Raw genomic sequence first — 23,778 nt, 5'->3', positions numbered from 1 at the left:
AGCAACAAACGAGATAAACTTATGGGTCCGCGAGCGCGGCTTGGGGCTTAGAACGCGACCCAGCGCGCGAGCAGGGCCTTGGCCTTGCCGCTGTCGATCGATTCGGCCGCGATCGCCACGCCCTCAGCCCAGTCGGCGGCCTTACCCGCGACGATCAGAGCGGCAGCGGCGTTGAACAGCACGGCGTCGCGATAGCCACCGGCCTCGCCATCGAGCAGGCGGGCGAGGGCGGCGGCATTATAGGCCGGGTCGCCGCCCTTGATCGCATCGAGCGGGTGGCGCGTCAGCCCGGCGGCTTCGGGCGCGATCCGCTCGGGGCCGAATCCCGCCTCGCCCAGCCGGAACAGGCTCGATTCGCCCGCGATCGATAGCTCGTCGAGCGGCTCGTCCCCTGCTACCAGCATCGCCGACGCAGGCTTGAGCCGATCGAGCGCGCCGGCATAGGTCGGCAGATAATCGGGCCGCGCGACCCCGATCAACTGGCGCTCCACCCCCGCCGGATTGCAGATCGGCCCCAGCAGGTTGAAGATCGTCCGCCGCCCGATCGCCTTGCGGATCGGTGCTAGTGGCTTCAGCGCCGGATGATGCTTCTGCGCGAACAGGAAGCAGATGCCGATCTCGTTCAGCGATGCTTCGGCGCGCTCCGAAGCCCGATCGAGATCGAGGCCCAAAGCCTCCAGCGTATCGGCCGCGCCCGCCTTTGACGATGCCGCGCGATTGCCATGCTTGGCGACCGGCACGCCTGCGCCCGCGACGACCATCGCCACCGCGGTCGACACGTTCAAACTGTGCGCCCCGTCGCCTCCGGTGCCGCACACGTCGATCGCGCCTTCGGGGGCGGTGACGCGGATCATCCGCGCGCGCATCGCCCGCGCGGCGCCCGCAATCTCGCTCGACGTCTCGTCGCGCTCCGCCATCGCGGTCAGGAAGGCGGTGATGCTCGCATCGTCATGGTGCCCGTCGAGGATCGCGGCGAACACTTCTTCCGCTTCGGCCTGGCCGAGCGGGAACATCGGATCGGGCAGGGCGCTCACGCCGCTGCTCGTTCTTTCACCGTCATTCCCGCCGCGCGCATGAAATTGGCGAGCATCGCATGGCCATGTTCGGTCGCGATGCTTTCGGGGTGGAATTGCACCCCGTGGATCGGCAGCGTCGCATGGCGCACGCCCATCACCTGCCCGTCGGGGGTGCGCGCGTTGATCACCAGATCGGCGGGCATCCCCTCTTCCGGCACGATCAGCGAATGGTATCGCGTCGCGGTGAAGGGGGAGGGCAGGCCCTCATAGAGACCCGTATTGTCGTGCAGGATCGGGCTGGTCTTGCCGTGCATCAGCTGCGGCGCGCGGATCACCTGACCGCCAAAATGCTGCCCGATCGACTGGTGGCCCAGACACACGCCCAGCAATGGCCGCTTCGCCTCCGCGCAGGCCGCGACCAGCTCCAGGCTGATCCCCGCCTCATTGGGGGTGCACGGGCCGGGCGAGATCAGAAACGCCTCGGCCCCCGACGACATCGCCTGCCCCACCCCGATCGCGTCGTTGCGCACGACCTCGACCTCGGCGCCCAGCTCCATCAGATAATGGACCAGGTTCCAGGTGAAGCTGTCATAATTGTCGATGACCAGGATCATGCGATGGCCTTAGCGGCTGGGACGCTGCGGGAAAAGCCGTCTTCATAGCGCGTGAGTTTGCGCAACGGCCCCCCCACCAACCCGCTGACCAGCAGGGCCTGTATGCGCGGGATCGGGGGAATGCGGGACAGCGGCCCGACCAGCCAGTCGCGAAGCCAGGGGATGAACCGGCCATCGGACTGATAGACCGGGGTCAGGATCGCCGTGAGTGCCTGATAGAGGTGCACATGGCACTTCCGCAGCGCGACGGCTGTGCCGATGGCGGTGTCGAGATCGTCCGAGTGGCGCAGCGCGAGCGCCAGCGCATAGGCATCGAGCATCGCCATGTTGGCGCCCTGGCCCAATTGCGGGCTCGCCGAATGCCATGCGTCGCCCAGATGGATCAGGGCGGCATCGGCCGGCTTGGCGAGCGTGCGGTGGGCGTAGCGCGCAAAGGTCAATCGATCGGGGCTGTCTATCTGGTCGAGCAGCGGCGCGAGCATGGGCCAGAGCGCCAGCACTTCCTGTTTCCACGCTGTCAGACCTTCCGCTTTCCATCGTTCGAACTGATCGACGCGAAGCGACCAGAAGAAGGCGGCCTGTGGCGTGGCCGAACCGGGGCGCATCCCGATCGGCATGACCCCGGCCATCTTGCTGGCCGCGCGATAACGTTGCTCCAGCGCTGTCGGATCGAAGCGAGGATCCTCAGGCCAATCAAGGCTTGCCCACAAGGCGCCATAGCTCAGCTGCCGGCCGGTCGGCGGGGCAAGGGGCGTCTGGGTGCCCAGCGTGTCGACGATCAGGTCGAACGGCGCCGATGGGGGGCCCCGTTCGAACAACAGCTTGCGGCATCCGTCGGCGGTGCGTTCGCTGCCGCAGATTGTGCGACCGGTCTCGATGGCAATGCCCGCGGCGGCGATCTCGTCGAACAAGATCGCGAACAGCGCGGCCCGATGCACACCGATGCCGAATCGACCCGGTTGACCGAGCGAGCGATAGTGGACGTCGAGCACGCTGCGCCCGTTTGCGGTGCGGCCAACAAGCCGGTCGATCCGCGCACCCTGTCCGCTCAGCCGCTCCGAAAGCCCCAGTTTCGCTAGCACCGACATGCCGGTCGGCTGGATCATCAGGCCGGAGCCGATCGGCTTTGGAGCATCGAACCGTTCGAACAGCGTCACGCGATGGCCGTCGCGATGGAGCAGCAACGCGGTCGCGAGACCCGCCGGCCCGCATCCAGCAACGGCAATGTCGATCGGCCCCATCGGTACGGGCGTGTAGCGGAGAGCGAGGGGAGGGGGAAGTTCGGCGAGTGGACAAGTGTATTATATGAATGATACACTCTTTCCATGAACATCGCTCGCCATCTCTTCGCCCTGTGCCTCGCTGCCGCGTCGCTGCCGGTGGTCGCCGCGCCCTTTGATCCCGGCGCGATGCAGGTCGCGGGGCCGCGCACGCAGATGTTGGTGCTGGGGACGCCGCATCTGGGCGAGTTCGGAGAGAGTTTTCGGCCTGAATTGCTCGGGCCGCTGCTCGACAGGCTCGCGGCGTTCCGGCCCGACGTCATCACGATCGAGGGGCTGTCCGGCCCCGATTGCGAGATGCTGATCCGCTACAAGCCGCTCTATCCCGGCGTCGCCGACGATTTCTGCTGGGATCCCGCCCCCGCGCGCGACGCGACCGGGCTGGATATGCCGGCGGCGGAGGCGGCGGTCGATGCGGCGCTCAAAAGCTGGCCGGCGCAGCCGACGGCGGGCGATCGGCGGCATCTGGCGGCATTGTTCCTGGCGAGCGGCGATCGGGCTTCGGCGCTCGTCCAGTGGCTGCGCCTGCCCGAGGCGGAGCAGCATGCGGGCGACGGGCTCGACGCGGCGCTGGTCGCGGTGATCGAAAAGCAAAGGGTTCGCGCGAACGAAAATTATCAGGTCGCCGCCGTCCTCGCCGCGCGGCTGGGGCTGGAGCGCGTTTATCCGACCGACGATCACAGTTCGGATCGCACCGTCGCCGCACTCGGCAAGCCCTATGAGGATGCTTTGCGCAAGCTGTGGAGCGCGCCCAATCCGTTCCTGAAGGACTATCTGGCGAAGAAGGGCGCGGTGAAGACGCCTGATCAGATGCTCGCCTTCTACCGATATATGAACGATCCGAAGACCAATAAGGGCGCGGTCACGGGCGACATGGGCGGTGCGCTGAAGGAAGCCACGCCGCCTTATTATGGTCGCCAATATGTCGGCTGGTGGGATGTGCGGAACCTGCGCATGATCGCCAATATCCGCAGCGCCTTCGCCGATCGGCCCGGCGCGCGCGTGCTCAGCATCGTCGGCGCGACCCACAAGCTCTATTTCGACGCCTATCTCCGCCACATGGCCGGGGTCGATCTGGTCGATACGCGCAAGGCGCTCAGATAAGGCCCAATATCCGCTCGATATTGCCCGACAGGATCAGCCCGCGCTCGGCATCTTTCAGGTCGGCCTTGCGCAGTTGGGTGAGCACATGGTGCTCGTGCCGATAGCCGAGCGGGTGCGAATAGAGGTCCGACCCATAAACCAGTCGCTTCGCGCCGAAGCGGCGGATGAACGGCATCACGATGTCGAGTGTGTAGAGCAGCCCGGTGTCGAAGATCAGGTTGGGCGCGAGATCGGCCAGGAACATCACCTGCTGCGATTGTTCGTAGGATGCGAAGGCATCGAGCACGACGAAGGGCAGATCGGGAAAGTCGCGCGCGATCGATGCGACCCGCCACGGCGCCTCGTCGCTCAGTTCGGGCAAGGCGTGGACGAAGGGGATCAGGCGATGCCGCTCCATCCGCTCGATCAATTTGCGGATCAGCGGACTGTCATTGGGCACGCCCTGATAACGGGTGTGGAAACTGACGCCGGCCAGGCCGAGTTCGGCATGGATGCGATCGACCTCGTCCAGCCCTGCCGCGCCATAAAGCGGCTCGACGATCCCGATCGCGGCCGGGAAGTGCGCGCGGTCGGCATCGCGATAGGCGGCGATCGCATCGTTGATCCGGCGGGTGTCGGCGATCCCTTCGGCGCGAATATAGCCGTGGCCGGGGATGACGATCGCCTGGTCGACGCCGTTGGTCGCCATCGTCTCGATCCGGATGCGCAGTTCGGCATCGGCTTCGCCGCCCCCTGACGCTCCACCAAGGCCGAGCGTATCCTTCACCGATCCGACATGGTGGTGGCAGTCGATGACCTTCATCATCCCCTCCGTTCTTTTTCAGGGAGGATGACGCGGGCGCTCGCGGATCGCAGCCCAAGCGCCGCGATTTACGCGCAGACGGAAGCTATTCGGCCGCCTCGGGCATCGCGGCGGCCGTCGTCCAGCCGAGGCGCGGGATGTTGATCGATCGTTTGCCGACCAGATCGGTGCGCAGGACAAAGATGCCCTGTTCCTCCATATAGGCGATTAGCCGGCGGACGCGGCCCAGGCTGTGCGTGCCATAGACGGTGGCGAGCGCGGTGTCGGAGGGCGCCTCGCTCCCTTCACGCCCCGCGCGCGCGACCAGCAGGAAGGGGGCGAGCATGTCGTCGGGCAGGGTCGCGCCCAGCGCCATCGCGTCGAGCCAGCCTTCGTCGAGTTCGCCGTAGAGGCCGGCGCGCGCCATTGCGAGGCGGCGACGGAAGCCGGGCAGGTCGAGCCCCGGATCGGCGAGCCGGTGCATCCGGCACCGCACGCCGAAATCCTGAAACAGCACGGCGGCGGCACGATAGGTCGCGTCGGGATCCTCCACGATCTCGCGCAGCACCGCGTCGATCACGGCCTCGCGCTCGTCATCGGGCATGGCGGGCGCGGAGGGTGCGGCGGTCGGCGTCAGCACCGGTCCGGGGCGGCTGATCGCGCGCAACAAATCGTCGGTGGTGGGCACCGGCGCGCGGGGCGGCGGCGGGGGTGGGGGCAGATCGTCGCCGGGGGCGAACAGCAGGCCCTGCAGATCCTCTGGCTGCGCGGCGCTGGGCAGCGGGACCAGCTTGGGGCTGCCGCTTCGCGCGCTCGTTTCGACCGCGCCGATCTGCACCGAGATCGGGCGACGCGACACGGCGGGGCCGAGCGCGAGGAAGGTGCCGCGCGGCAGATCGCGGATCGCCTCCGCCTGTCGCCGCTCCATGCCCAGCAGATCGGCCGCGCGTGCCATATCGATGTCCAGGAATGTGCGCCCCATCATGAAGTTGGAGGCTTCGGCCGCGACATTCTTGGCGAGTTTGGCGAGACGCTGGGTCGCGATGATCCCGGCCAGACCGCGCTTGCGCCCGCGGCACATCAGGTTGGTCATTGCCGCGAGCGAGGTGCGGCGCGCTTCTTCGGAAACTTCGCCGGCGGCGGATGGCGCGAACAATTGCGCCTCGTCCACCACCACCAAGGCCGGATACCAATGGTCGCGCGGGGCATCGAACATGGCGGACAGGAAGGTCGCGGCGCACTTCATCTGCGCATCGACCTCGAGTTCGTCGAGTGCCAGGACCACCGAGACGCGATGCTCGCGGATACGCGCGGCGATGCGCGCGATTTCGGCCTCGCTATGATCGGCTGCCGAAATCGCGACATGGCCGAAGCGATCGGCCAAAGTCACGAAGTCGCCCTCGGGATCGATCACGACCTGCTGGACAAGGCCCGCCGAGCCTTCGAGCAGGCGGCGCAGCAGGTGCGACTTGCCCGAGCCCGAATTGCCCTGGACGAGCAGACGCGTGGCGAGCAGCTCCTCGATGTCGAACGAGACGCTTTCGCCCCGCTCGCTGGCTCCCATATCGATTCGCGCGGTCATGCTGCGCTGCGTTCTGACGGAAAGGGGCCGCGCCATTCAAGCGCGACCCTCAAGAAAGTTGTGGATGTTTCGCATTCAAGATCCTCCCCCGGCGGGGGAGGTGGCATGCCGCAGGCATGACGGAGGGGTATTGGCCGGCAGCGACCTATTCCGTCTCTAGCTACCCCTCCACCGGCTGCGCCGGTCCCCCGCCCCCTCCGGGGGAGGATCGAATTACGCCGCCTGCGCCAGTTCCTGCGCGTCGTCGGCCCGCTCGCTGCGCTGGCCGATTTCGACAACCGCCGCGCCCTTGCGGTTCGGCATCAGCTTGTAGGCGGCGAACAGCAGGATGCCGAGCGCGACATAGACACCGATCGTGATCTTCGGGCTGAGCAGCAGGCAGACGCCGACGGCCATGCGCAGGATGTTGGGGTTGATGCCCAACTCGCTGCCGATGCCTTCGCACACACCGAACATCGTGTCGGCCCGGTTGAAATAATTGCCGTTTGCGCGTGCCATCTCGAAAATCCCTGTGGTCATGGCGACCCTCCGTCGCCGTCATGCCAGATACTCAGCACGGACCGTGCCAAATCGCGAATGCCCCGGATTTCCTGAATTTTGGCTGAAGGTTCGACGAACGGCCGAGATATTTCGACCAAGGTTTGGGAAATTTCGCCAATGACATGGCGTGGCGGCGGGGTGGTGACGAGCGGGCCGCACAGGCTTATATTGCCGGCATGACCGACATTGCAGAACTCGATACCGTTCCCAGCGTCTCGCTGACTCAGGCTGACCGCGACCCGCAGGGCTTTTCGCAGGACATTGGCCGCTCGTTCGAACGCTTCGGCTTCGCCGTCGTCGCCGATCACGGCATTCCCGCCGATCTGATCGCGAAGGCGGAGGCGATGTCGAAAGCGCTGTTCGCGCTGCCGACCGAAACGAAGCGCCACTATCTGATCCCCGGCAGCGGCGGCGCGCGCGGCTATACCGCGTTCGGGATCGAAACCGCCAAGGGCAATGACAAGCCCGATCTCAAGGAATTCTGGCACGTCGGGCGCGATCTGCCCGCGGGCCACAAATTCTCGGACGAAATGGCGCCCAACGTGTGGCCGGACGAAGTGCCCGGCTTCCGCGAAACCTATCAGGAGCTTTTCGCTGCGTTCGACAAGGCGGGGCTGCGCATCCTGGAGGCGATCGCGCGCTATCTGGGCCTCGCGCCCGATTATTTCGTCGATACGGTGAAGGACGGGAACAGCGTGCTGCGCCTGCTCCACTATCCGCCGATCGGCCCCGACGCCCCCGGCATCCGCGCCGGCGCGCATGAGGATATCAACACGATCACCCTGCTGCTCGGCGCCGAGGAAGGCGGGCTGGAACTGCTCGACAAATCGGGCCGCTGGATTCCGGTGAAGATCCAGCCGGGCGAGCTGGTCGTGAACATCGGCGACATGCTCGAGCGGCTGACCAACAAGGTGTTGCCGTCGACCAGCCACCGCGTGATGAATCCGCCCCCCGAACGCCGGGGCCTGCCGCGCTATTCGATGCCCTTCTTCCTCCACTTCCGCCCCGATTTCCTGATCGAGACGCTGCCGGAAACGATGGGCGAGGACCGGCCGAACCTGTTCCCCACCCCGATCACCGCGCACGGTTTTCTCCAAGAGCGGCTGGAGGAGATCAAGCTGATCTGACCACCCGTCATCCCGGCGGAGGCCGGGATCTCAGGAGGCTCTTGCGCATCGCGACTCTCCCGAGATCCCGGCCTCCGCCGGGATGACGTGCTTGGCCGTATTGACCCCCTAAGACAGCCTCCGCTAGCGTCCCCGCATACCGAAAAGGGGACCGACATTGCGTTTCACCACCTCCCTCGCGGCCATCGCGCTCGCGCTGAGCCCGATCGCCGTCCACGCCGCTGACGAGAAGAAGCCGGATGCGATCGCCGATGCACCGATCCCGCCACCGCTCGTCTCGGTCACCAAGCACCGCGGCACCTTCGGCGGACAGGCGGTCAGCTACACCGCGACCACCGGCGAGACCTATCTCAAGGACAAGGACGGCAAGCCACTCGCCGCCATCTTCTCGACCAGCTACGTCAAGGACGGGCTGACCGATCCCACCAAGCGGCCGATCACCTTCCTGTTCAACGGCGGCCCCGGTTCGGGTTCGGTGTGGCTCCACATGGGCGCGTTCGGGCCGAAGCGGGTCGTGATCCCGTCGGATGCGCGCGATGATGGCGCGCCGCCCTTCCCGATCGTCGACAACCCCGACAGCCTGATCGACGTCACCGACGTCGTCTTCATCGATCCGGTCGGCACCGGCTTCGCGCACGCGCTGGGGAAGACCGATCCCAAGGATTATTGGGGCGTGTCGAAGGATGCCAAGTCGGTCGCCGAGTTCATCCGCAAGTGGCTCGACGACAATGGCCGCTGGAACTCGCCCAAATATCTGGGCGGCGAAAGCTATGGCACCACCCGCTCGGTCGCCGTCGCGCATGAGCTGGAGGGGCAGTATAATGATGTGTCGCTCAACGGGATCATCCTGATCTCGTCGATCCTCGATTTCGGCGCGACGGCCGAAGTGCAGGGCAATGAAATGCCCTACATCCTCAACCTGCCGTCGATGGCGACGACCGCCTGGTATCACAAGAAGGTGCCCAATCCGCCCGCCAGCGCGGCGGCGATGGCGGCCGAAGCCCGCGCCTTCGCGATCGGCCCTTATGCGGCGGCCCTGCTCAAGGGCAACACGCTGCCCGCGGACGAACGCGCGCAGGTCCGTACCCAGCTGTCGCGCTATACGGGCCTGAGCGAGCAATATCTGGAGACCGCCAATCTGCGCGTCGTGCCGGGCCGCTTCTACAAGGAACTGCTGCGCGCCGACGGCTTCTCCACCGGCCGTCTCGACACCCGCTACAAGGGCGTCGATTATGATCGCGCAGGCGAGGAACCGGACAACGATCCCAGCTTCTACGCGATCGACGGCGCCTATTCGGCCGCGATCAATTCGTACCTGCGCGACGATCTGAAGCTGAAGATGGAGCGGCGCTACGTCACCATCGGTCCGGTCGGCCCGTGGGAATGGAAGCTCGAGGATCAGCGCGGCCGCGACGGCGAAGTCTATGTCAACGTCGCGCCCTATTTGGGGCAGGCTTTGCGCGAGAATAGCGGGCTGCGCGTGTTCGTCGGGCAGGGCTGGTACGACTTCGCCACCCCCTTCTTCGCCGCCGAATATTCGATGAACCGGCCGGGCTTCGACCCGTCACGCATCCAGTTCCATTATTACGACGCGGGCCACATGATGTACGTCCGCGACGAGGATCTGCATAAGCTGTCGAGCGACGTGAAGGCGTTCATCCGGCAGGGTGGCACGGGGCGGTAACTTCCAATTCGTCATCCCCGCGTAGGCGGGGACCCATCCAGTCTATTCTCAAACGACAGCGAATGAGGAGAGAGCGGATAGGCCCCCGCCTGCGCGGGGGTGACGGTGTCTTATCCCCGCCCTCTGTACCCCGCGACGCCCTGATCGGGCAGCCACAGCCCCTCGGGCGGCGCGCCCGATTGCCAGAAGACGTCGATCGGGATTCCGCCGCGCGGATACCAGTAACCGCCGATGCGCAGCCATTTCGGCTTCATCTCGTCGAACAGGCGCTGGCCGATGCCGACCGTGCAATCCTCGTGAAAGCCCGCATGGTTGCGGAACGATCCGAGGAACAGCTTCAGCGACTTGGACTCGACGATCGTGTCGCCGGGCGCATAGTCGATCACCAGATGCGCGAAATCGGGCTGGCCGGTGACGGGGCAGAGCGAGGTGAATTCTGGCGCTGCGAACCGCACGAGATAGAGCGTGTCGCGCCGCGGATTGGGCACATAATCGAGCACGGCCTCTTCGGGCGTTGCGGGAAGGGCGCTTGTCTGGCCCAGATGCAGGGGTGTGGTTTTCATGCGCGCGATATAGCGAGACTTGTGCGCAGTCCCAAGCCGCGCCATCCCACGCCCATGAACGACGAACAGGACCGCACCGCCCTCCGCCCCGCCACCCGTGTCGCGACCGCCGGACGGCGCAAGGAATGGACGCAGGGCATCGTCAATCCGCCGGTGTGGCGCGCGTCGACGATCTTGTTCGACGATGTCGCGCATCTGCGCGCCTCGACCCGGCGGCCCAATGACGGCCTCTATTACGGCCGGCGCGGCACGCCGACCCAATGGTCGCTCGCCGATGCGCTGACCGAAATGGAGCCGGGGGCGGAGGGCACGATGCTCTATCCGTCGGGCGTCGCCGCGATTGCGGGCGTGCTGCTGGCGGTGCTGGAGCCGGGCGACGAACTGCTGATGGTCGACAGCGCCTATGAACCCAGCCGCGCCTTTTGCGACAATGTGCTGAAGAAGATCGGCGTCACCACGATTTATTATGATCCCGCGATCGGCGCGGGCATCGCCGATCTGTGCACCGACAGGACGAAGGCGATCTTCCTCGAAAGCCCCGGCAGCCTGACGTTCGAGGTGCAGGATGTGCCCGCGATCGTCGCGGTGGCGAAGGCGCGCGGCATCGCCACGATCATCGACAATACCTGGGCAACGCCTTTGCTGCTGCCCGCGATCGGCATGGGCGTCGATATCTCGATCCTCGCCTGCACCAAATATATCGTCGGCCATTCGGACGTGATGATGGGTTCGGCCACCGCCAATGCGGCCTGGTTCGACAGGATCCGCCGCACCGCGCATTCGCTGGGGCAATGCGTCAGCGCCGACGACGCCTATCTCGCGTCACGCGGCCTGCGCACGCTCAGCGTTCGCCTGCGCCAGCATGAGGAAAGCGCACTGAAGATCGCGCGCTGGTTCGAAGGGCGGCCCGAGGTTGCGCGCGTGCTGCACCCCGCCTTGCCGTCCTGCCCCGGCCACGATCTGTGGAGGCGCGATTTCAGGGGCGCGTCGGGCCTGTTCTCGATCGTAATGCAAGGCGGCGATGATAAGGCGCGATCGGCGCTGATCGACGGGCTGGCTTTGTTCGGGATCGGCTATAGCTGGGGCGGCTATGAAAGCCTCGCTCTGCCGGTCGATCCTTCGCCGGTGCGATCGGCAACGAAGTGGCAGGCCGAAGGGCCGGCGATCCGTTTCCACATCGGCCTCGAAGATCCCGACGATCTGATCGCCGATCTCGAAGCGGGCCTGGCGCGTTACGCCGCCGCCCTCTGATCCTCCCCCGGAGGGGGAGGGGGACCGGCGTAGCCGGTGGAGGGGTAATTCGAGGCTGAACGGCTCGCTGCCGGCCAATACCCCTCCGTCAGTCCTACGGACTGCCACCTCCCCCGCCGGGGGAGGACTTAGGAGAGTTCGGCCTGAGGAAGCAGCGCGTCGATCCGGTTGAACGCCGCACCGATCGAATCGGCCAGCAGGCGTGCGGCCGCTGCGGTCGATGGCGTGCCCGCGCGATCGGCCAGCACGGCGCGCAGCCCCGCCGCCGCCATCCGTTCGGCGTCGCCCGCAATCCGCATCACCGTCACGCGCGTCAGCGATCCCGCTGCGCGATAGCGGGCGGCGATTTCGTGCGGGCGTGACCGGTTCGGCTGGGTCGCCGCCTGCCCGCCGGTGACGCGGCCGATGTCGGACAGCACCGAAAGCGTATCGAACAGCGCATCATGCCGCGGTGCGGCGTCGCCAGCCTGATCGGGGGCCTGAACGGCGGCAACTTCGATCTTCGACAGGAACGACACAGACAGGCTTTCTGAAACGGGGGCAATCGCATCGATGTGGCCCAGTCGCGGTTAAAATCGCGTGAAGCCGCGCGAAGAACAGCCGCAGACATCGCGTCCGGATCCCCTTCCTGAGGTCCGGAAACTGTTGCCTCATCGCAACACTAGTCACGATCTAGAAATAATTGACTCAATTTAGCGTTGTGCGCTGCGATAGCGAGGCGCAATAGACACATGTCTCGCTTGGGAAGCGTGCCCGGCCCGCAGGGTCAGAGGACATGCCCCGCGCGGCGCAGGGGGAACGTGGAAACCACGTTCAAGGGGTTATAAACTCATGCGCTCCACCCTGATCGGCCGCTTGGCTCTGACTATGGGCTCGGCCCTCTCGTTGGCGGCTGTGGCCACGCCGGCTCTCGCTCAGGACGCCGCGGCGTCCGACTTCACCCTCACCGGCTCGGCGGCGCTCGTCAGCGACTATCGCTTCCGCGGCGTTTCGCAGACCAACCTGCACATCGCCCCGCAGGCGAGCGCGACGCTCACGCACAGCTCGGGCCTCTATGCCAGCTTCTGGTCGTCGGCGATCGATGACTATGTCGCGGCTGGCGCCGATGCGGAGCTCGATCTGATCGCGGGTTATTCGACCACGATCGACGACGTCACCCTCGACGGCGGCCTGCTCTATTATGTCTATCCCAGCGCCGCGAAGGGCGCGAACACCGACTTCCTCGAAATCTACGGATCGGTGAAAAGCGCGTTCGGCCCCGCCACGGTCAAGGGCGGCTTCGCTTATGATCCCAAGCAGAAGGGCCTGGCCAGCGGCGTCAACGCGAAGAACGACAATCTCTATCTCTATGGCGAAGCCAGCTACACGATCCCCGATACGGGTTTCGGCCTGACCAGCCATATAGGCTATTCGAAGGGCCGCAGCTTCCTGACCGCGAACCTGAAGGACTATATCGACTGGAATCTGGGTGCGACCTACACTTGGAAGAACGCGACCTTCGGCATCGCTTATGTCGATACCGACGCCAAGAAGGGCGAGTTCGTCGGCAATGCGGGCAAAAATGTCGGCAAGGCCGGCGTCGTCGGCTCGGTCACCTACGCCTTCTGATCCTTGCTTTATCCTCCCCCACCAGGGGGAGGTGTCAGCGTAGCTGACGGAGGGGGAGGATAGGATGATCTTGAGTTCGTTACCGTCCTCCCCCTCCGTCGCCTTCGGCGCCACCTCCCCCTGGCGGGGGAGGATAAGGAAGGGACTACATGATCCGCGTCGAATCCAGCCCGCTTTCATTGGCGCTCGCCGCGAAATCGCGGATCATCGCCTGCACGGTGTAGGATGCGACGAGCCGCCCGTCGCGGGTGAAGACATGCCCCTGCCCCTGCGCCAGCCCGCGCCCGGCGTGGATCGCCGGGTTGGTATAGAGCAGCCAGTCGGTCAGATCGGGTTCGCCGTGCAGCGCCAGCGTCGCGGTCAGCACCCCGGTCGACAAAGTATAATGTGCCTGCGCCTCGCCGAAGCCCGGATGCGGCAGCATCGCCGCCGCGATCGTGAAATGCGTCACCGGCTGGGCGAGCAAGGCCTGCTGCAGATACAGTTCCTTCGGCGCATCGCGGTGGCGGATCCAGCAATGGAGTTCGGGCGGGCCGATCCGGTCGGGATCGGGATCATAATCGCCGTTCACGAAGCGCACGTCGCGGCCCAGCAGCCCGAAGTCGTGCGCCGGGCAGTCTTCCGGCGCCTTCACCTTCGGCATCGCGATCTGCCCGGTGATCAGGTCGGGCGATCCGTGGTCGAGCAGGATCAGCGAGGAGGAGACCGGCTTGCCCCCCTGCGTCGCGCGCACGCTTAATGTCGCGAACTGCCGCCCCACGCGCTGCCGATCGACGGTTATGTCGATCGGCTTATCGAACACGGCGGGGCGCTCCAGCACGATATGCGCGTTGACGACGCGCTTGTCGGGCGCGCTCTTGGCCGCCGCGACCATCGACATGGCGAGCAACTGCCCGCCCTCGACCACGTTGCGGCGGATGTCGCCATAAGTCGGCCCGGTGAAGGCGCCGTCGCCCGCCGGCTGCACGTCGATCAGCCGCAGCAGATCGTCGACATCGCCCCAGCGCGGAAAGCGGTTGGTCGTCCCCCCGCCGTTCGGCCAGCGATCCTCCACCTCGATCCGCAGCGCCTCCGGATCGTGGCTGATCAGCGATCCGTCCGCCGACGGGATCAATATGCCGCCATTGGCCTCGACCCGGTCGGTCGCGATCGCAGCCTCGCTCTCGGCGATCAGCGTCTCGCCATCCCACGCCGAAACCCGGCCCTTGATCGGAAATTGATCGCCCATCGTCATGCCCCCTTTACCAACGCCGCCGCGATCCCGATCGATACGGTCACGCGGTTCTGATAGAAGGCGATGTGCCCTGCGATCTGCGCGACCTGCGGGTAGGGCGTCTCATAAGCCCAGGCGACCGGATCGCCCGCTTCACCCGCCAGGCCCCAATAGGATGCGTGGCCTTTATACGGGCAATAGCTCGTCCGATCGGGGATGCGCGCCAGCTTCGTCAGATCGACGTCGCCCACGGGGAAATAGAAGACGAGGCCGTGATTCTGCTCGTCGACCAGCAACGCTCGCTCGCTGCGCGCCAGTTCGACGCCCGCCTTGCTCGTCGCCGTCAGCAGGTTGCGCCGGCGCATGATATCGACCCGATAGTCGAAGCGCGCGCCATAGCCGCTCTCTTCCTCGCTCATCTCGCTCTCCTTGTCGGGATCGACGATAGGCAGAGCCGGCGGCGAACGGAGAAGGCGCGGGGAGGCTTCCGAAAGGCCGGAAGCCTCAGTGGCTCGCCGCGACCAGCTTCTGCGTCACCGGATGGCTGGGCGCGCCGATCACCTTTTCCATCGGCCCTTCCTCGACGATCCGCCCGGCGTCGATCACCGCGACACGATGGCACAGCCGCCGCGCGACGGCGAGGTCGTGGGTGATCATCAGGATCGAAAGCCCGCGCGTCCGCTGCAACCGGCCGAGCAGATCGAGGACGGTGCCTGCCACCAGCGTATCGAGCGCCGACGTCGCCTCATCGAGCAGCAGCATACGCGGGCTGGCGATCAGCGCGCGGGCGATGGCGACGCGCTGCGCCTGCCCGCCCGACAGCGCGGAGGGGCGGCGATCGGCGAGCGCGGGATCGAGATCGACTTCGGTCAGCGCCGCAGCCACTTTGGCGGCCACCGCCGCCGCATCGAGATCGGGCTGCAGGTTGTGCAGCGGCTCGGCGATCACATCGGCGACGCGCCACAGCGGATCGAGGCTGGCGATCGGATCCTGAAAGACGGGCTGCAACCCCGCGCGATCGGCGGGCTGCATTGCCTTGCGATCGGGCAACGACGTGCCCCCAAAGCGCACGTCGCCCGCATCGATCGGTCCCAGCCGCGCGATGGCGCGACCCAGCGTCGACTTGCCCGAACCCGATCGGCCGACCAGCGCGAGAGCCTCGCCCTCCGCGATCGTCAGCGCGGCATCGTCCACCGCCGTCACCCGCCCGCGCCGCCAGCCGGGGCGCTCGAAACTCACCGACACCCCCCTCGCCTCGATCAAAGGCGCGCCTACCGGGCCGAGTGGCGGCGCCGGATCGGTCAGGCGCGGCGATGCGGCGATCAGCGCGCGGGCATAGTCACTGTCGGGCGCACGTAGCAGCATCGGCGCCGGCCCCGCCTCGATCATCCGCCCCTCGCGCAGCACCAGAGCCTCATCGGCATGATCGGCGACGCTGGCGAGATCGTGGCTGACCAGCAGCATCGCCATCCCCTCCTCGGCGCGCAGCCGATCGAGCAGGCGCATCATGTCCGCACGCAATACGGCGTCGAGCGCGGTCGTCGGCTCGTCGGCGACCAGCAGTTTCGGCCGGTGCGCGATCGCCATCGCGATCGCCACGCGCTGCCGCTGCCCGCCCGACAGGCGGTGCGGATATTGGTCGAGGCGGTCGCCCGCCTGTTCGATCCCGACGCGTTCGAGCGCGGCGATCATCTCGGCGCGGCCGGGGCGCGGCGCCCCTGCCTGCCGCCACGCTTCGGACAGCATCTTGCCGACGGTCAGATGCGGGGTCAGCGCGGTCAGCGGCTGCTGGAAAACGAAGCCGACGTCGCGCCCGCGCAGGCGCCGCAGCGTCGCTTCGCCAGCGCCCACCAGTTGCGCGCCGTTGAGGACCGCCGATCCGCCCGCGACGCCGATCGACAGGCCGAACGGCGCGAAGCAGCTCTGGCTCTTGCCCGATCCCGATTCGCCGACGAGCGCGAGGCAACGCCCGGCGGGGATCGCGAAATCGATCCCGTGGACGATCCGCCGCCCGCCGATATCGACGGTCAGACCCTGAACCGCAAAGATACTCATGCGCTCATCCGATCGCGCAGCTTTTCCCCCGCGATCGTCAGGCAGATCAGGATCGCGATCAGCACCGCGCCCGGCAGGATCAGCGCGTGGGGGGCGACATCCATGTCGTCCGCCCCATCCTTGATCAGGATGCCCAGCGACGTCATCGGCTCCTGCACGCCCAGGCCCAGGAACGACAGGAAACTCTCGATCATCACGACCTGCGGCACGGTGAGCAGCAGATAGGCGATGGCCACGCCCGCAAGGTTGGGCAGGATATGGCGCGCCACGATCGCAAACGGCCGCGCCCCCGCCGCCTCGGCCGCCAGCACGAACGGGCGGTTCTTCAGCGTCAGCACTTGGCCCCGCACCACCCGCGCCATCGTCAGCCATTCGACCAGCCCGATGCCCACGAACACCAGCAGGATCGACCGACCGAACACGACCATCAGCAGGATCACCACGAACATGAAGGGCAAAGCATAAAGCGCGTCGACCACGCGCATCATCGCCTCATCGATCCGCCCGCCGCACCAGCCCGCGACCGCGCCCCACGCGACGCCCACGACCAAAGCCACCAAAGCGGCGGCGGTCGCCACGCCCAGCGTCACACGCGTCCCGACGAGGGTGCGCGCGAGCAGATCGCGCCCCACGCTGTCGGTGCCCATCACATGCCCGCCCGCAAACGGCTCGGCGCGCACCGCATTCCAGTCGATCGCGTCATACGGCCAGTGGATCAGCAGCGGGCCGATCAAGGCGGTCAGCGCGATCAGGGCGACGAGGATCAAAGCCGCCCTCATGCGTCGCGGGTCCGCGGATCGAGCCAACCGTAAGTCAGGTCGGCGATCAGGTTGAACAGCACGATCAGCCCCGCGTAGATCACGACCACGCCCAGCACGAGCGGATAGTCGCGGTTGAGCGCGCCTTGCACGAAATAGCGCCCCAGCCCCGGCAGGCCGAACACCGTCTCGATCACCACCGCCCCGGTCAGCAGCCCCGCCGCCGCCGGTCCCAGATAGGAGGCGACCGGCACCAGCGCAGGCCGCAGCGCGTGGACGATCAGGATGCGCAGCGGCCCAAGCCCCCGACTGCGCGCCGCGCGGACATGATCCTGCGCCAGCACCGTGGCCAGCCCCGCGCGCGCCAGCTTCGCGATTGCGCCGGCATAAGGCAGCGCCAGCGCGATCATCGGCAGCACCAGATGCCCCGCATCGCCATCGGCCCATCCCGACACCGGCAACCAGCCGAGCCGCAGCCCGAACAGCAAAGCCAGCAGCGGCCCGACCACGAAGCTGGGCAGGGCGGTCAGCAGGGTCGCGGCGAACATGATGATGCGATCGGCCAGCCCCCCGGCCCGCGCGGCGGCGATCGTCCCGCCGGTCAGCCCCAACAGGATCGCGAGCAGCAGCGCCCAGCCGCCCAAAGTCAGCGATACGGGCAGCCCCTTGGCGATCAGATCGGTGACGGTGAAATCGCGATAGACCAAAGACGGCCCGAAATCGCCCTGCGCCAGCCGCCACAGATAGCGGCCGATCTGTTCGGGCAGCGGCCGATCGAGGCCGTATGCGGCCATGAGCGCGTCGCGCGTCGCGGGATCGAGCGGGCGTTCGCCGTCGAACGGCCCGCCGGGCGCCACCCGCATCAGCACGAAGGACAATATGATCACCGCCGCCAGCGTCGGCAGCGCGGTGAACAGGCGTCGGCGAAGGAGGTGGAGCATTAGCCCGTCATCCCGGCGGAGGCCGGGATCTCAGGAGGCTCCTGCGATGAGGTAGCGTCTAGATGCTCGCTGAGATCCCGGCCTCCGCCGGGATGACGAGCGGGCAATCAATTCCCCATCGACACGCTGGCTGCGGGATCCTGCTTGTCGGCGGCGGCCAGGATGGTGCGCGTCACCGGGCCTTTGTCGACCATGACATTCTTCGTCTCGGCGACGGCGGAACGGATGCCGGGTTCGGCCTGCGTGCCGGTCAGGCCGATAATGTCCTTTTCAGTCTGGCTCTTGGGCGCGGCGGTGCCGGCGAACATGGCGCTGAGCGCCTGCTGGCTCGAATCGGCCTCCTGCGGGCGCGGGGCGCCGGGCTTCGGCGGGACCAGCGCGAAATCGGGCGGGATGGTCAGCGGCGCGCGCTTGGAAACCTGAAACTCGTCGAGCGCGGCGCCACGGCCGGCCATCACGCCGCCCTTGCTGCGGCCGCCGCAGGCGCTGAGCGCCATCATGGCGACCAGCGCCGAACAGATGAGAAGCTTAGACCGCATTACCATTCTCCTTGGGCGCTTCACGCACGAACAGCGCGCGCAGCACCAGCAGCACGACACCGATCGTAATCGCCGCGTCCGCCACGTTAAAGACCAAAAAGGGATGCCAGTCGCCGAAATGCAGGTCGAGGAAGTCGACCACATAGCCCAGCCGCACCCTGTCCGCGATATTGCCCAGCGCCCCGCCCAGCACGAGGCCCAGCGCGAAGACGTCCGCCCGCGCCTTTTCGCGCCACAGCCACACGCCGACGAGGATCGCGATCGCCGCCGTCATCGCGACGAGCATCCAGCGTTCCTTTTCGGAACCCGCGACCAGAAAGCCCATCGACACGCCATAATTGGGCACGAAGCGCAGATCGAAGATCGGTAGGATGTGGACCAGGCCACGCTCCTCCATCTTCATCGGCCCGGTCATGAACCATTTGGACAGCATGTCGATCGCGAAGACCAACACGCCGGTGCCGTAGCCGATCAGGCGTGTGTTCATGCGCCGACCACGTCCTCGCAGCGTGCGCAGAGAGCACCATCCTCGACCACTTCGGGCAGGTGGCGCCAGCAGCGGCCGCACTTTTCATATTCGGTCTTGGCCACTTCGAAACGGACGCTCTCACCCGCCGGCGCCTCGACGCCCGCATCGCCATCGACGATGTCGACCTTCGCGACGATGCCGATCTCGGCAAAGTCGATCGATCGCAGCAGGCTCGCCTGCGCGGCGTCGTACACCACCGCGGTCGCATCGGCCTCCAGGCTCGATCGCACGATCTTGTCGCGGCGCAGCGGCTCGATCTCGCCGGTGAGCTTCAGGCGGTGCTGGCGGATCAGCGCCCACTTCATGCGCAGATCGTCGTCGGTCCAGCCGGCATCGACCGCGGGCCATTCGAGCAGGTGGACCGATCCACCCTCCGGATAGCGCGTGCCCCATGCTTCCTCGGCCGTGAAGCACAGGATCGGCGCGGCATAGCGCACCAGCGCCTCGAACAACGTGTCGAGCACGGTGCGATAGGCGCGGCGCGTGATGCTGTCCGGCGCGTCGCAGTACAGCACGTCCTTGCGGATATCGAAGAAGAAGGCCGACAGATCGTTGTTCGCGAAATCCGTGAGCGCCCGCGCATAGCGGTTGAACTCATAGGCCGCCGTCGCCGCCTTCAACTCGGCATCGAGTTCGGCGAGCAGATTGAGGACATACCGCTCCAGTTCGGGCATCTCGCCCGGCGCGACCTTCTCGGTTTCGCTAAACCCGTCGAGCGCGCCCAGCAGATAGCGGAAGGTGTTGCGCAGCTTGCGGTATGCGTCGGACGTGCCGGCCAGCACCTCCTTCGAGATACGGACATCCTCGAAATAATCGGTGCTGGCGACCCACAGGCGCAAGATGTCCGCGCCGCTCTCGCCGATCACCTTCAGCGGGTCGACGACATTGCCTTCGGACTTGGACATCTTCTTGCCCTTGCCGTCCAGCGCGAAGCCGTGGGTCAGCACCGCGTCATAGGGCGCGCGCCCGCGCGTGCCGCAGCTTTCGAGCAGCGACGACTGGAACCAGCCGCGATGCTGATCCGATCCTTCGAGGTACAGGTTGGCGCGAACGTCCTTCCCGTACCGCGCCTCGATCGTGAAGGCGTGCGTGCTGCCCGAATCGAACCACACGTCGAGGATGTCGACGACCGGCTCGTAATCGGCCGCGCTGTAATTCGCGCCCAGCAGCGCCTGATGATCGGCGGTGAACCACGCATCCGCGCCGCCTGCCTTGAAGGCGTCGACGATGCGTGCGTTGACCGCCGCGTCGCGCAGATAATTGCCGTCCTTGTCGACATAGAGCGCGATCGGCACGCCCCAGGCGCGCTGGCGGCTAATCACCCAATCGGGGCGCCCCGCGACCATCGCGGTGATGCGGTTCTCGGCCTTTTCCGGCACCCAGCGGGTGTTGGCGATCGCGTCCAATGCGATGCCGCGCAGGGTGGGGCCGTTCCCCCCAGCCGTCACCCCGGCGGAGGCCGGGGTCTCAGCGGACTCTTGCGACGACGTGGCCTCCCCACCTCCTGAGATCCCGGCCTCCGCCGGGATGACGGAAATCGGGGCATCCATAGGGATGAACCATTGCGGCGTGCAGCGGAAGATCACCTTCGCCTTCGACCGCCAGCTATGCGGATAGCTGTGCTTGAAGTCGGCGCTCGCGGCCAGCAGCGCACCCGCTTCGCGCAGGTCGGTGCAGATCGGGCCTTCGGGGCCGTTGAACTTGGGGTTGATGACAGAACCCTGTCCGCCCATCCATGCCCAGTCGGCGCGATATTTCCCGTCGCCCTCGACCGCGAACACCGGATCGATCCCGTTCGCCTTGCAGAGGAAGAAATCGTCCTCGCCATGATCGGGCGCCATGTGGACAAGGCCGGTGCCCGCATCGGTCGTCACGAAATCGCCCGCGAGCAACGGACGCGGCTTCGCGAAGAACCCGCCGAGCTTGTGCATCGGGTGCCGTGCGATCGTGCCGGCGAGCGCGTTTCCGAAATAGAATTCGCGAGTGCTCCAGATCAAAGTGTCGTGTTCTGACTTGCCCTGAAGAAGCGAAGGTTCGACGCGTTTACGAAACTGGTCTGTCAGATCGCGAGCGACGAGGAAGCGCCCCAGAACTGTCTCGTTCTGATCTTCGCAAACATAGAGGACATAATCGACCTCTGGCCCGTAAGCCAAAGCCTGGTTGACCGGGATTGTCCACGGGGTCGTCGTCCAGATCACCGCATAGGCGCCCACCAGTTCGGGGATCGCGCTCTCGACGATCTCGAACGCAACGTCGATCTGCGTCGAGGTGATGTCCTCATATTCGACTTCGGCTTCGGCCAGCGCGGTCTTTTCGACCGGGGACCACATGACCGGCTTCGCGCCGCGATAAAGCTGGCCGGTCTCGGCGAACTTGAGCAGCTCGCCGACGATCGCCGCCTCGGCCTCATACTTCATGGTCAGATAGGGATCGTCCCAGTCGCCCATGACGCCCAGACGCTGGAACTGCTCGCGCTGGATGCCGACCCATTTTTCGGCATAAGCGCGGCATTCGGCGCGAAACTGGACGGGATCGACCTCGTCCTTGTTCAGCTTCTTCGCGCGATAAGCTTCCTCGACCTTCCATTCGATCGGCAGGCCGTGGCAGTCCCAGCCGGGAACATAAGGCGCGTCCTTGCCGGCGAGCGACTGGCTGCGGACGATGATGTCCTTCAGCACCTTGTTCATCGCATGGCCCATATGGATGTCGCCGTTCGCGTAGGGCGGGCCGTCATGCAGGATGAAACGCTCGCGGCCCGCGCGGGCTTTGCGCAGCTGACCATAGAGATCGTCGGCCGCCCACTTCGCCAGAATCGCCGGCTCCTTCTGCGCAAGGCCGGCTTTCATCGGAAAGTCGGTCGTCGGCAGGAAGACGGTATCGCGGTAGTCGGGTGCGTCGGCCATTATCTCATCCATGTTCCCGGTCATGCCGGGTGAGGGCCGGCCTTAGTTTATGGGGGGAAGGGCGGCAAGCCGCGCCTTTGCCTCGATGCAATCGGCGTCCATCTGCGCGACCAGCGCGTCGAGACTGTCAAACTTCGCCTCAGGCCGCAGGAAGCTGATCAGCTCGATCTCGACCGTGCGATCGTACAGGCTCTCCGCGAAATCGAAGAGATAGGCTTCGAGCAGTTCCTTGGGCGGATCGAAGGTCGGCCGGATGCCGAGATTCGCGGCGCCGTCGATCACGCGCCCGTCATCCAATCGCGCGCGGATCGCATAGATGCCGTAACGCGGGCGCAGATAATTCCCCATCGCGATATTGGCGGTGGGGAAGCCGATCGTGCGGCCCAATTTGTCGCCGTGCTGGACCTTGCCCTCGATCCGGTAAGGGCGGGTCAGCAGCCGCGTGGCCTCCTCGCACTCGCCGGACTGCAGCGCGGCGCGGATGCGGCTGGACGAAACCGGGCCGATCGCGTCGCTCAGGGGCGCGATCGCCTGCGTGGTCAGGCCGTGCTTCGCGCCGATGTCGGCCAGCACCGCGACATTGCCCGCCTTGCCCTTGCCGAAGGTGAAATCCTCCCCCGTCACGACATGCGTCGCGCCCGCGCGGCCGATCAGATAATCGGTGACGAAGGTTTCGGGGGATACGTTCGCCAGCACCTCGTCGAAACGGAAGACCAGCATCGCATCCGCGCCCGCTTCACCGAACAGCCGCGCGCGCTGATCCAACGTGGTCAGGCGGAAGGGCGGGGCATCGGGGCGGAAATGGCGCACGGGGTGCGGATCGAAGCTGGCGACGAGGACGGGCTTGTCATGCGCGCGCCCATGCGCGACCGCGGCCCCGACGACCGCCTGATGCCCCCTGTGGAAGCCGTCGAAATTGCCCAGCGCGACCACGCCGCCCCGAAGATGATCGGGGATCGGCACGTCGCATGTCAGCCGCTCCATGACGCGCCTATAGAAAGTGGCGCGGGGCCGCGCAATTGCCCCCGATAATCCTCCCCCGCTAGGGGGAGGTGGCGCCGAAGGCGACGGAGGGGGAGGATGCGATACCTCTGATTGGTCGCCGCCCTCCCCCTCCGTCAGCTAAAGCTGACACCTCCCCCTGGCGGGGGAGGATCAAGTCAGGCCCGCACCAAAGTCACGAATGCATATCCCGGTCGGTCGCCCTCGGCCGAGTGCGCCTCGCGCGCCGTCTCGCGCCATTCGGGGCCGAATGCGGGGACGATCGCGTCGCCATCGGGCGCCGCATCTACCTCGGTCAGTTCGATCCGGTCGGCGTGCGGCAGCATCAGCGCGTAGATTTCCGCGCCGCCGATCACCGACAGGCGCGGGCCATCGGCGGCGGCGATCGCGGCCTCCACACTGTGGACCACCTCCGCCCCCTCGGCATGCCACGCCGGATCGCGGGTCAGCACGATATGGCGGCGGCCGGGCAACAGGCCGGGCAGACTTTCAAAGGTCTTGCGCCCCATCAGCATCGGCGCGCCCGCGGTCTTCGCCTTGAAATGCTTCAGGTCCGCGGGCAGCCGCCACGGCAGATCCCCGTCGCGCCCGATCACCCCGTTGCGCGCGCGGGCCAGGACGAACGTGATTTCGGGCTTCATGCTCTTGATCCTCCCCCGGAGGGGGAGGGGGACCGTCGCAGACGGTG

Annotated in this window: 23 protein-coding genes; 5 read left to right on the top strand and 18 right to left on the bottom strand. The window is 66.5% G+C overall.

What is annotated here, in order from left to right; genetic code table 11:
- Positions 1 to 47 precede the first annotated feature (47 nt).
- Genes trpD through EOD43_RS00245 form a run of 3 tightly spaced genes read right to left on the bottom strand, consistent with a single transcriptional unit; the run spans position 48 to position 2,871 of the window.
- Positions 48 to 1,013: an anthranilate phosphoribosyltransferase gene (trpD, locus tag EOD43_RS00255; RefSeq protein WP_127744545.1), complete on the bottom strand. Its 966-nt coding sequence runs from the start codon at positions 1,011 to 1,013 to the stop codon at positions 48 to 50.
- 17 nt (positions 1,014 to 1,030) lie between these two features.
- Positions 1,031 to 1,630 carry an anthranilate synthase component II gene (locus EOD43_RS00250; RefSeq protein ID WP_127739984.1) on the bottom strand — a complete coding sequence of 200 codons (600 nt, stop codon included), beginning with the start codon at positions 1,628 to 1,630 and terminating at the stop codon, positions 1,031 to 1,033.
- Positions 1,627 to 2,871 carry an FAD-dependent oxidoreductase gene (locus tag EOD43_RS00245; RefSeq protein WP_127739982.1) on the bottom strand — a complete coding sequence of 415 codons (1,245 nt, stop codon included), beginning with the start codon at positions 2,869 to 2,871 and terminating at the stop codon, positions 1,627 to 1,629. The genes EOD43_RS00250 and EOD43_RS00245 overlap by 4 nt, the downstream gene beginning before the upstream one ends.
- Before the next feature lie 84 nt (positions 2,872 to 2,955).
- Here EOD43_RS00245 and EOD43_RS00240 point away from each other — a divergent pair, with 84 nt between their 5' ends.
- Positions 2,956 to 4,014, top strand: a complete 1,059-nt coding sequence (locus EOD43_RS00240; protein ID WP_127739980.1) for a DUF5694 domain-containing protein — start codon at positions 2,956 to 2,958, stop codon at positions 4,012 to 4,014.
- Here EOD43_RS00240 and EOD43_RS00235 read toward each other — a convergent pair.
- The 3 genes from EOD43_RS00235 to EOD43_RS00225 all read right to left on the bottom strand — a co-directional run bounded on the left by EOD43_RS00235 (position 4,007) and on the right by EOD43_RS00225 (position 6,896).
- Positions 4,007 to 4,819, bottom strand: a complete 813-nt coding sequence (locus EOD43_RS00235) for an amidohydrolase family protein (RefSeq protein WP_127739978.1) — start codon at positions 4,817 to 4,819, stop codon at positions 4,007 to 4,009. The two genes, EOD43_RS00240 and EOD43_RS00235, sit on opposite strands and share 8 nt — an antisense overlap.
- Positions 4,820 to 4,901: 82 nt before the next feature.
- A complete protein-coding gene (locus tag EOD43_RS00230; RefSeq protein WP_127739976.1) occupies positions 4,902 to 6,377 on the bottom strand; it encodes a helicase HerA domain-containing protein in 1,476 nt (491 codons plus the stop codon).
- 213 nt (positions 6,378 to 6,590) lie between these two features.
- Positions 6,591 to 6,896: a PspC domain-containing protein gene (locus EOD43_RS00225; protein WP_127739974.1), complete on the bottom strand. Its 306-nt coding sequence runs from the start codon at positions 6,894 to 6,896 to the stop codon at positions 6,591 to 6,593.
- Positions 6,897 to 7,093: 197 nt separating this feature from the next.
- Here EOD43_RS00225 and EOD43_RS00220 point away from each other — a divergent pair, with 197 nt between their 5' ends.
- Together EOD43_RS00220 and EOD43_RS00215 are read left to right on the top strand one after the other, a co-directional pair.
- Positions 7,094 to 8,044 carry an isopenicillin N synthase family dioxygenase gene (locus tag EOD43_RS00220; protein WP_127744544.1) on the top strand — a complete coding sequence of 317 codons (951 nt, stop codon included), beginning with the start codon at positions 7,094 to 7,096 and terminating at the stop codon, positions 8,042 to 8,044.
- 157 nt (positions 8,045 to 8,201) lie between these two features.
- Positions 8,202 to 9,728 carry a S10 family peptidase gene (locus tag EOD43_RS00215; RefSeq protein ID WP_127739972.1) on the top strand — a complete coding sequence of 509 codons (1,527 nt, stop codon included), beginning with the start codon at positions 8,202 to 8,204 and terminating at the stop codon, positions 9,726 to 9,728.
- A gap of 110 nt (positions 9,729 to 9,838) precedes the next feature.
- On the opposite strand, the gene queF is transcribed toward EOD43_RS00215, so the two are convergent.
- Positions 9,839 to 10,291: a preQ(1) synthase gene (queF, locus tag EOD43_RS00210; protein WP_127739970.1), complete on the bottom strand. Its 453-nt coding sequence runs from the start codon at positions 10,289 to 10,291 to the stop codon at positions 9,839 to 9,841.
- Positions 10,292 to 10,345: 54 nt separating this feature from the next.
- On the opposite strand from queF, the gene metC reads away from it, so the two are divergent.
- Complete coding sequence (gene metC / locus EOD43_RS00205; RefSeq protein ID WP_127739968.1) at positions 10,346 to 11,542, top strand: cystathionine beta-lyase; 1,197 nt, start codon at positions 10,346 to 10,348, stop codon at positions 11,540 to 11,542.
- Positions 11,543 to 11,670: 128 nt separating this feature from the next.
- Here the strand turns inward: metC and EOD43_RS00200 are convergent, their stop codons facing one another.
- Positions 11,671 to 12,060, bottom strand: coding sequence for a hypothetical protein (locus EOD43_RS00200; protein ID WP_127739966.1), 390 nt, complete (start codon positions 12,058 to 12,060; stop codon positions 11,671 to 11,673).
- Positions 12,061 to 12,373: 313 nt separating this feature from the next.
- On the opposite strand from EOD43_RS00200, the gene EOD43_RS00195 reads away from it, so the two are divergent.
- Positions 12,374 to 13,150 carry a TorF family putative porin gene (locus EOD43_RS00195; RefSeq protein WP_127739964.1) on the top strand — a complete coding sequence of 259 codons (777 nt, stop codon included), beginning with the start codon at positions 12,374 to 12,376 and terminating at the stop codon, positions 13,148 to 13,150.
- Positions 13,151 to 13,295: 145 nt separating this feature from the next.
- Here the strand turns inward: EOD43_RS00195 and EOD43_RS00190 are convergent, their stop codons facing one another.
- The 10 genes from EOD43_RS00190 to EOD43_RS00145 all read right to left on the bottom strand — a co-directional run bounded on the left by EOD43_RS00190 (position 13,296) and on the right by EOD43_RS00145 (position 23,731).
- Positions 13,296 to 14,378: an acyl-CoA thioesterase gene (locus EOD43_RS00190; protein WP_164857048.1), complete on the bottom strand. Its 1,083-nt coding sequence runs from the start codon at positions 14,376 to 14,378 to the stop codon at positions 13,296 to 13,298.
- Positions 14,379 to 14,380: 2 nt separating this feature from the next.
- Positions 14,381 to 14,782 (bottom strand): DUF427 domain-containing protein, encoded by a 402-nt coding sequence (locus tag EOD43_RS00185; protein ID WP_127739960.1) that lies wholly within the window; start codon positions 14,780 to 14,782, stop codon positions 14,381 to 14,383.
- Between the two features lie 85 nt (positions 14,783 to 14,867).
- The gene (locus EOD43_RS00180; RefSeq protein ID WP_127739958.1) at positions 14,868 to 16,418 is read right to left on the bottom strand and encodes an ATP-binding cassette domain-containing protein; all 1,551 of its coding nucleotides are present in this window, start codon (positions 16,416 to 16,418) and stop codon (positions 14,868 to 14,870) included.
- On the bottom strand, positions 16,415 to 17,197 hold the full coding sequence (locus EOD43_RS00175; protein WP_127739956.1) for an ABC transporter permease: 783 nt from the start codon (positions 17,195 to 17,197) through the stop codon (positions 16,415 to 16,417). Before EOD43_RS00175 ends, EOD43_RS00180 begins: the two co-directional genes overlap by 4 nt.
- Positions 17,194 to 18,117, bottom strand: coding sequence for an ABC transporter permease (locus tag EOD43_RS00170; RefSeq protein ID WP_127739954.1), 924 nt, complete (start codon positions 18,115 to 18,117; stop codon positions 17,194 to 17,196). Before EOD43_RS00170 ends, EOD43_RS00175 begins: the two co-directional genes overlap by 4 nt.
- Before the next feature lie 107 nt (positions 18,118 to 18,224).
- On the bottom strand, positions 18,225 to 18,656 hold the full coding sequence (locus EOD43_RS00165) for a DUF3035 domain-containing protein (protein ID WP_127739952.1): 432 nt from the start codon (positions 18,654 to 18,656) through the stop codon (positions 18,225 to 18,227).
- A complete protein-coding gene (lspA, locus tag EOD43_RS00160; RefSeq protein WP_127739950.1) occupies positions 18,646 to 19,143 on the bottom strand; it encodes a signal peptidase II in 498 nt (165 codons plus the stop codon). Before lspA ends, EOD43_RS00165 begins: the two co-directional genes overlap by 11 nt.
- Entirely contained in the window at positions 19,140 to 22,088 is a 2,949-nt protein-coding gene (gene ileS, locus EOD43_RS00155) for an isoleucine--tRNA ligase (protein WP_127739949.1), read from the bottom strand. Before ileS ends, lspA begins: the two co-directional genes overlap by 4 nt.
- 42 nt (positions 22,089 to 22,130) lie before the next feature.
- Complete coding sequence (locus tag EOD43_RS00150) at positions 22,131 to 23,072, bottom strand: bifunctional riboflavin kinase/FAD synthetase (protein WP_127739947.1); 942 nt, start codon at positions 23,070 to 23,072, stop codon at positions 22,131 to 22,133.
- 176 nt (positions 23,073 to 23,248) lie between these two features.
- On the bottom strand, positions 23,249 to 23,731 hold the full coding sequence (locus EOD43_RS00145; protein ID WP_127739945.1) for a dihydrofolate reductase: 483 nt from the start codon (positions 23,729 to 23,731) through the stop codon (positions 23,249 to 23,251).
- Positions 23,732 to 23,778: the final 47 nt, after the last annotated feature.

Origin of the sequence: Sphingomonas crocodyli (genome assembly GCF_004005865.1) — a bacterium.
In the GTDB taxonomy this organism is placed as follows: domain Bacteria; phylum Pseudomonadota; class Alphaproteobacteria; order Sphingomonadales; family Sphingomonadaceae; genus Rhizorhabdus; species Rhizorhabdus crocodyli.
Note: the sequence above shows the minus strand (reverse complement) of the source record. Positions and strands in the feature narration are given on the sequence as shown.

Bases quoted from the DNA above. Each gene is read 5' to 3' on its own strand.
- EOD43_RS00170 (WP_127739954.1), bottom strand. From the start codon at position 18,117: ATGCTCCACCTCCTTCGCCGACGCCTGTTCACCGCGCTGCCGACGCTG.
- metC (WP_127739968.1), top strand. From the start codon at position 10,346: ATGAACGACGAACAGGACCGCACCGCCCTCCGCCCCGCCACCCGTGTC.
- EOD43_RS00230 (WP_127739976.1), bottom strand. From the start codon at position 6,377: ATGACCGCGCGAATCGATATGGGAGCCAGCGAGCGGGGCGAAAGCGTC.
- EOD43_RS00235 (WP_127739978.1), bottom strand. From the start codon at position 4,819: ATGATGAAGGTCATCGACTGCCACCACCATGTCGGATCGGTGAAGGAT.
- EOD43_RS00220 (WP_127744544.1), top strand. From the start codon at position 7,094: ATGACCGACATTGCAGAACTCGATACCGTTCCCAGCGTCTCGCTGACT.
- EOD43_RS00180 (WP_127739958.1), bottom strand. From the start codon at position 16,418: ATGAGTATCTTTGCGGTTCAGGGTCTGACCGTCGATATCGGCGGGCGG.
- EOD43_RS00165 (WP_127739952.1), bottom strand. From the start codon at position 18,656: ATGCGGTCTAAGCTTCTCATCTGTTCGGCGCTGGTCGCCATGATGGCG.
- EOD43_RS00145 (WP_127739945.1), bottom strand. From the start codon at position 23,731: ATGAAGCCCGAAATCACGTTCGTCCTGGCCCGCGCGCGCAACGGGGTG.
- EOD43_RS00185 (WP_127739960.1), bottom strand. From the start codon at position 14,782: ATGAGCGAGGAAGAGAGCGGCTATGGCGCGCGCTTCGACTATCGGGTC.
- EOD43_RS00225 (WP_127739974.1), bottom strand. From the start codon at position 6,896: ATGACCACAGGGATTTTCGAGATGGCACGCGCAAACGGCAATTATTTC.
- EOD43_RS00240 (WP_127739980.1), top strand. From the start codon at position 2,956: ATGAACATCGCTCGCCATCTCTTCGCCCTGTGCCTCGCTGCCGCGTCG.
- EOD43_RS00245 (WP_127739982.1), bottom strand. From the start codon at position 2,871: ATGGGGCCGATCGACATTGCCGTTGCTGGATGCGGGCCGGCGGGTCTC.
- EOD43_RS00250 (WP_127739984.1), bottom strand. From the start codon at position 1,630: ATGATCCTGGTCATCGACAATTATGACAGCTTCACCTGGAACCTGGTC.
- queF (WP_127739970.1), bottom strand. From the start codon at position 10,291: ATGAAAACCACACCCCTGCATCTGGGCCAGACAAGCGCCCTTCCCGCA.
- lspA (WP_127739950.1), bottom strand. From the start codon at position 19,143: ATGAACACACGCCTGATCGGCTACGGCACCGGCGTGTTGGTCTTCGCG.
- EOD43_RS00150 (WP_127739947.1), bottom strand. From the start codon at position 23,072: ATGGAGCGGCTGACATGCGACGTGCCGATCCCCGATCATCTTCGGGGC.
- ileS (WP_127739949.1), bottom strand. From the start codon at position 22,088: ATGGCCGACGCACCCGACTACCGCGATACCGTCTTCCTGCCGACGACC.
- EOD43_RS00195 (WP_127739964.1), top strand. From the start codon at position 12,374: ATGCGCTCCACCCTGATCGGCCGCTTGGCTCTGACTATGGGCTCGGCC.
- EOD43_RS00175 (WP_127739956.1), bottom strand. From the start codon at position 17,197: ATGAGGGCGGCTTTGATCCTCGTCGCCCTGATCGCGCTGACCGCCTTG.
- trpD (WP_127744545.1), bottom strand. From the start codon at position 1,013: ATGTTCCCGCTCGGCCAGGCCGAAGCGGAAGAAGTGTTCGCCGCGATC.
- EOD43_RS00190 (WP_164857048.1), bottom strand. From the start codon at position 14,378: ATGGGCGATCAATTTCCGATCAAGGGCCGGGTTTCGGCGTGGGATGGC.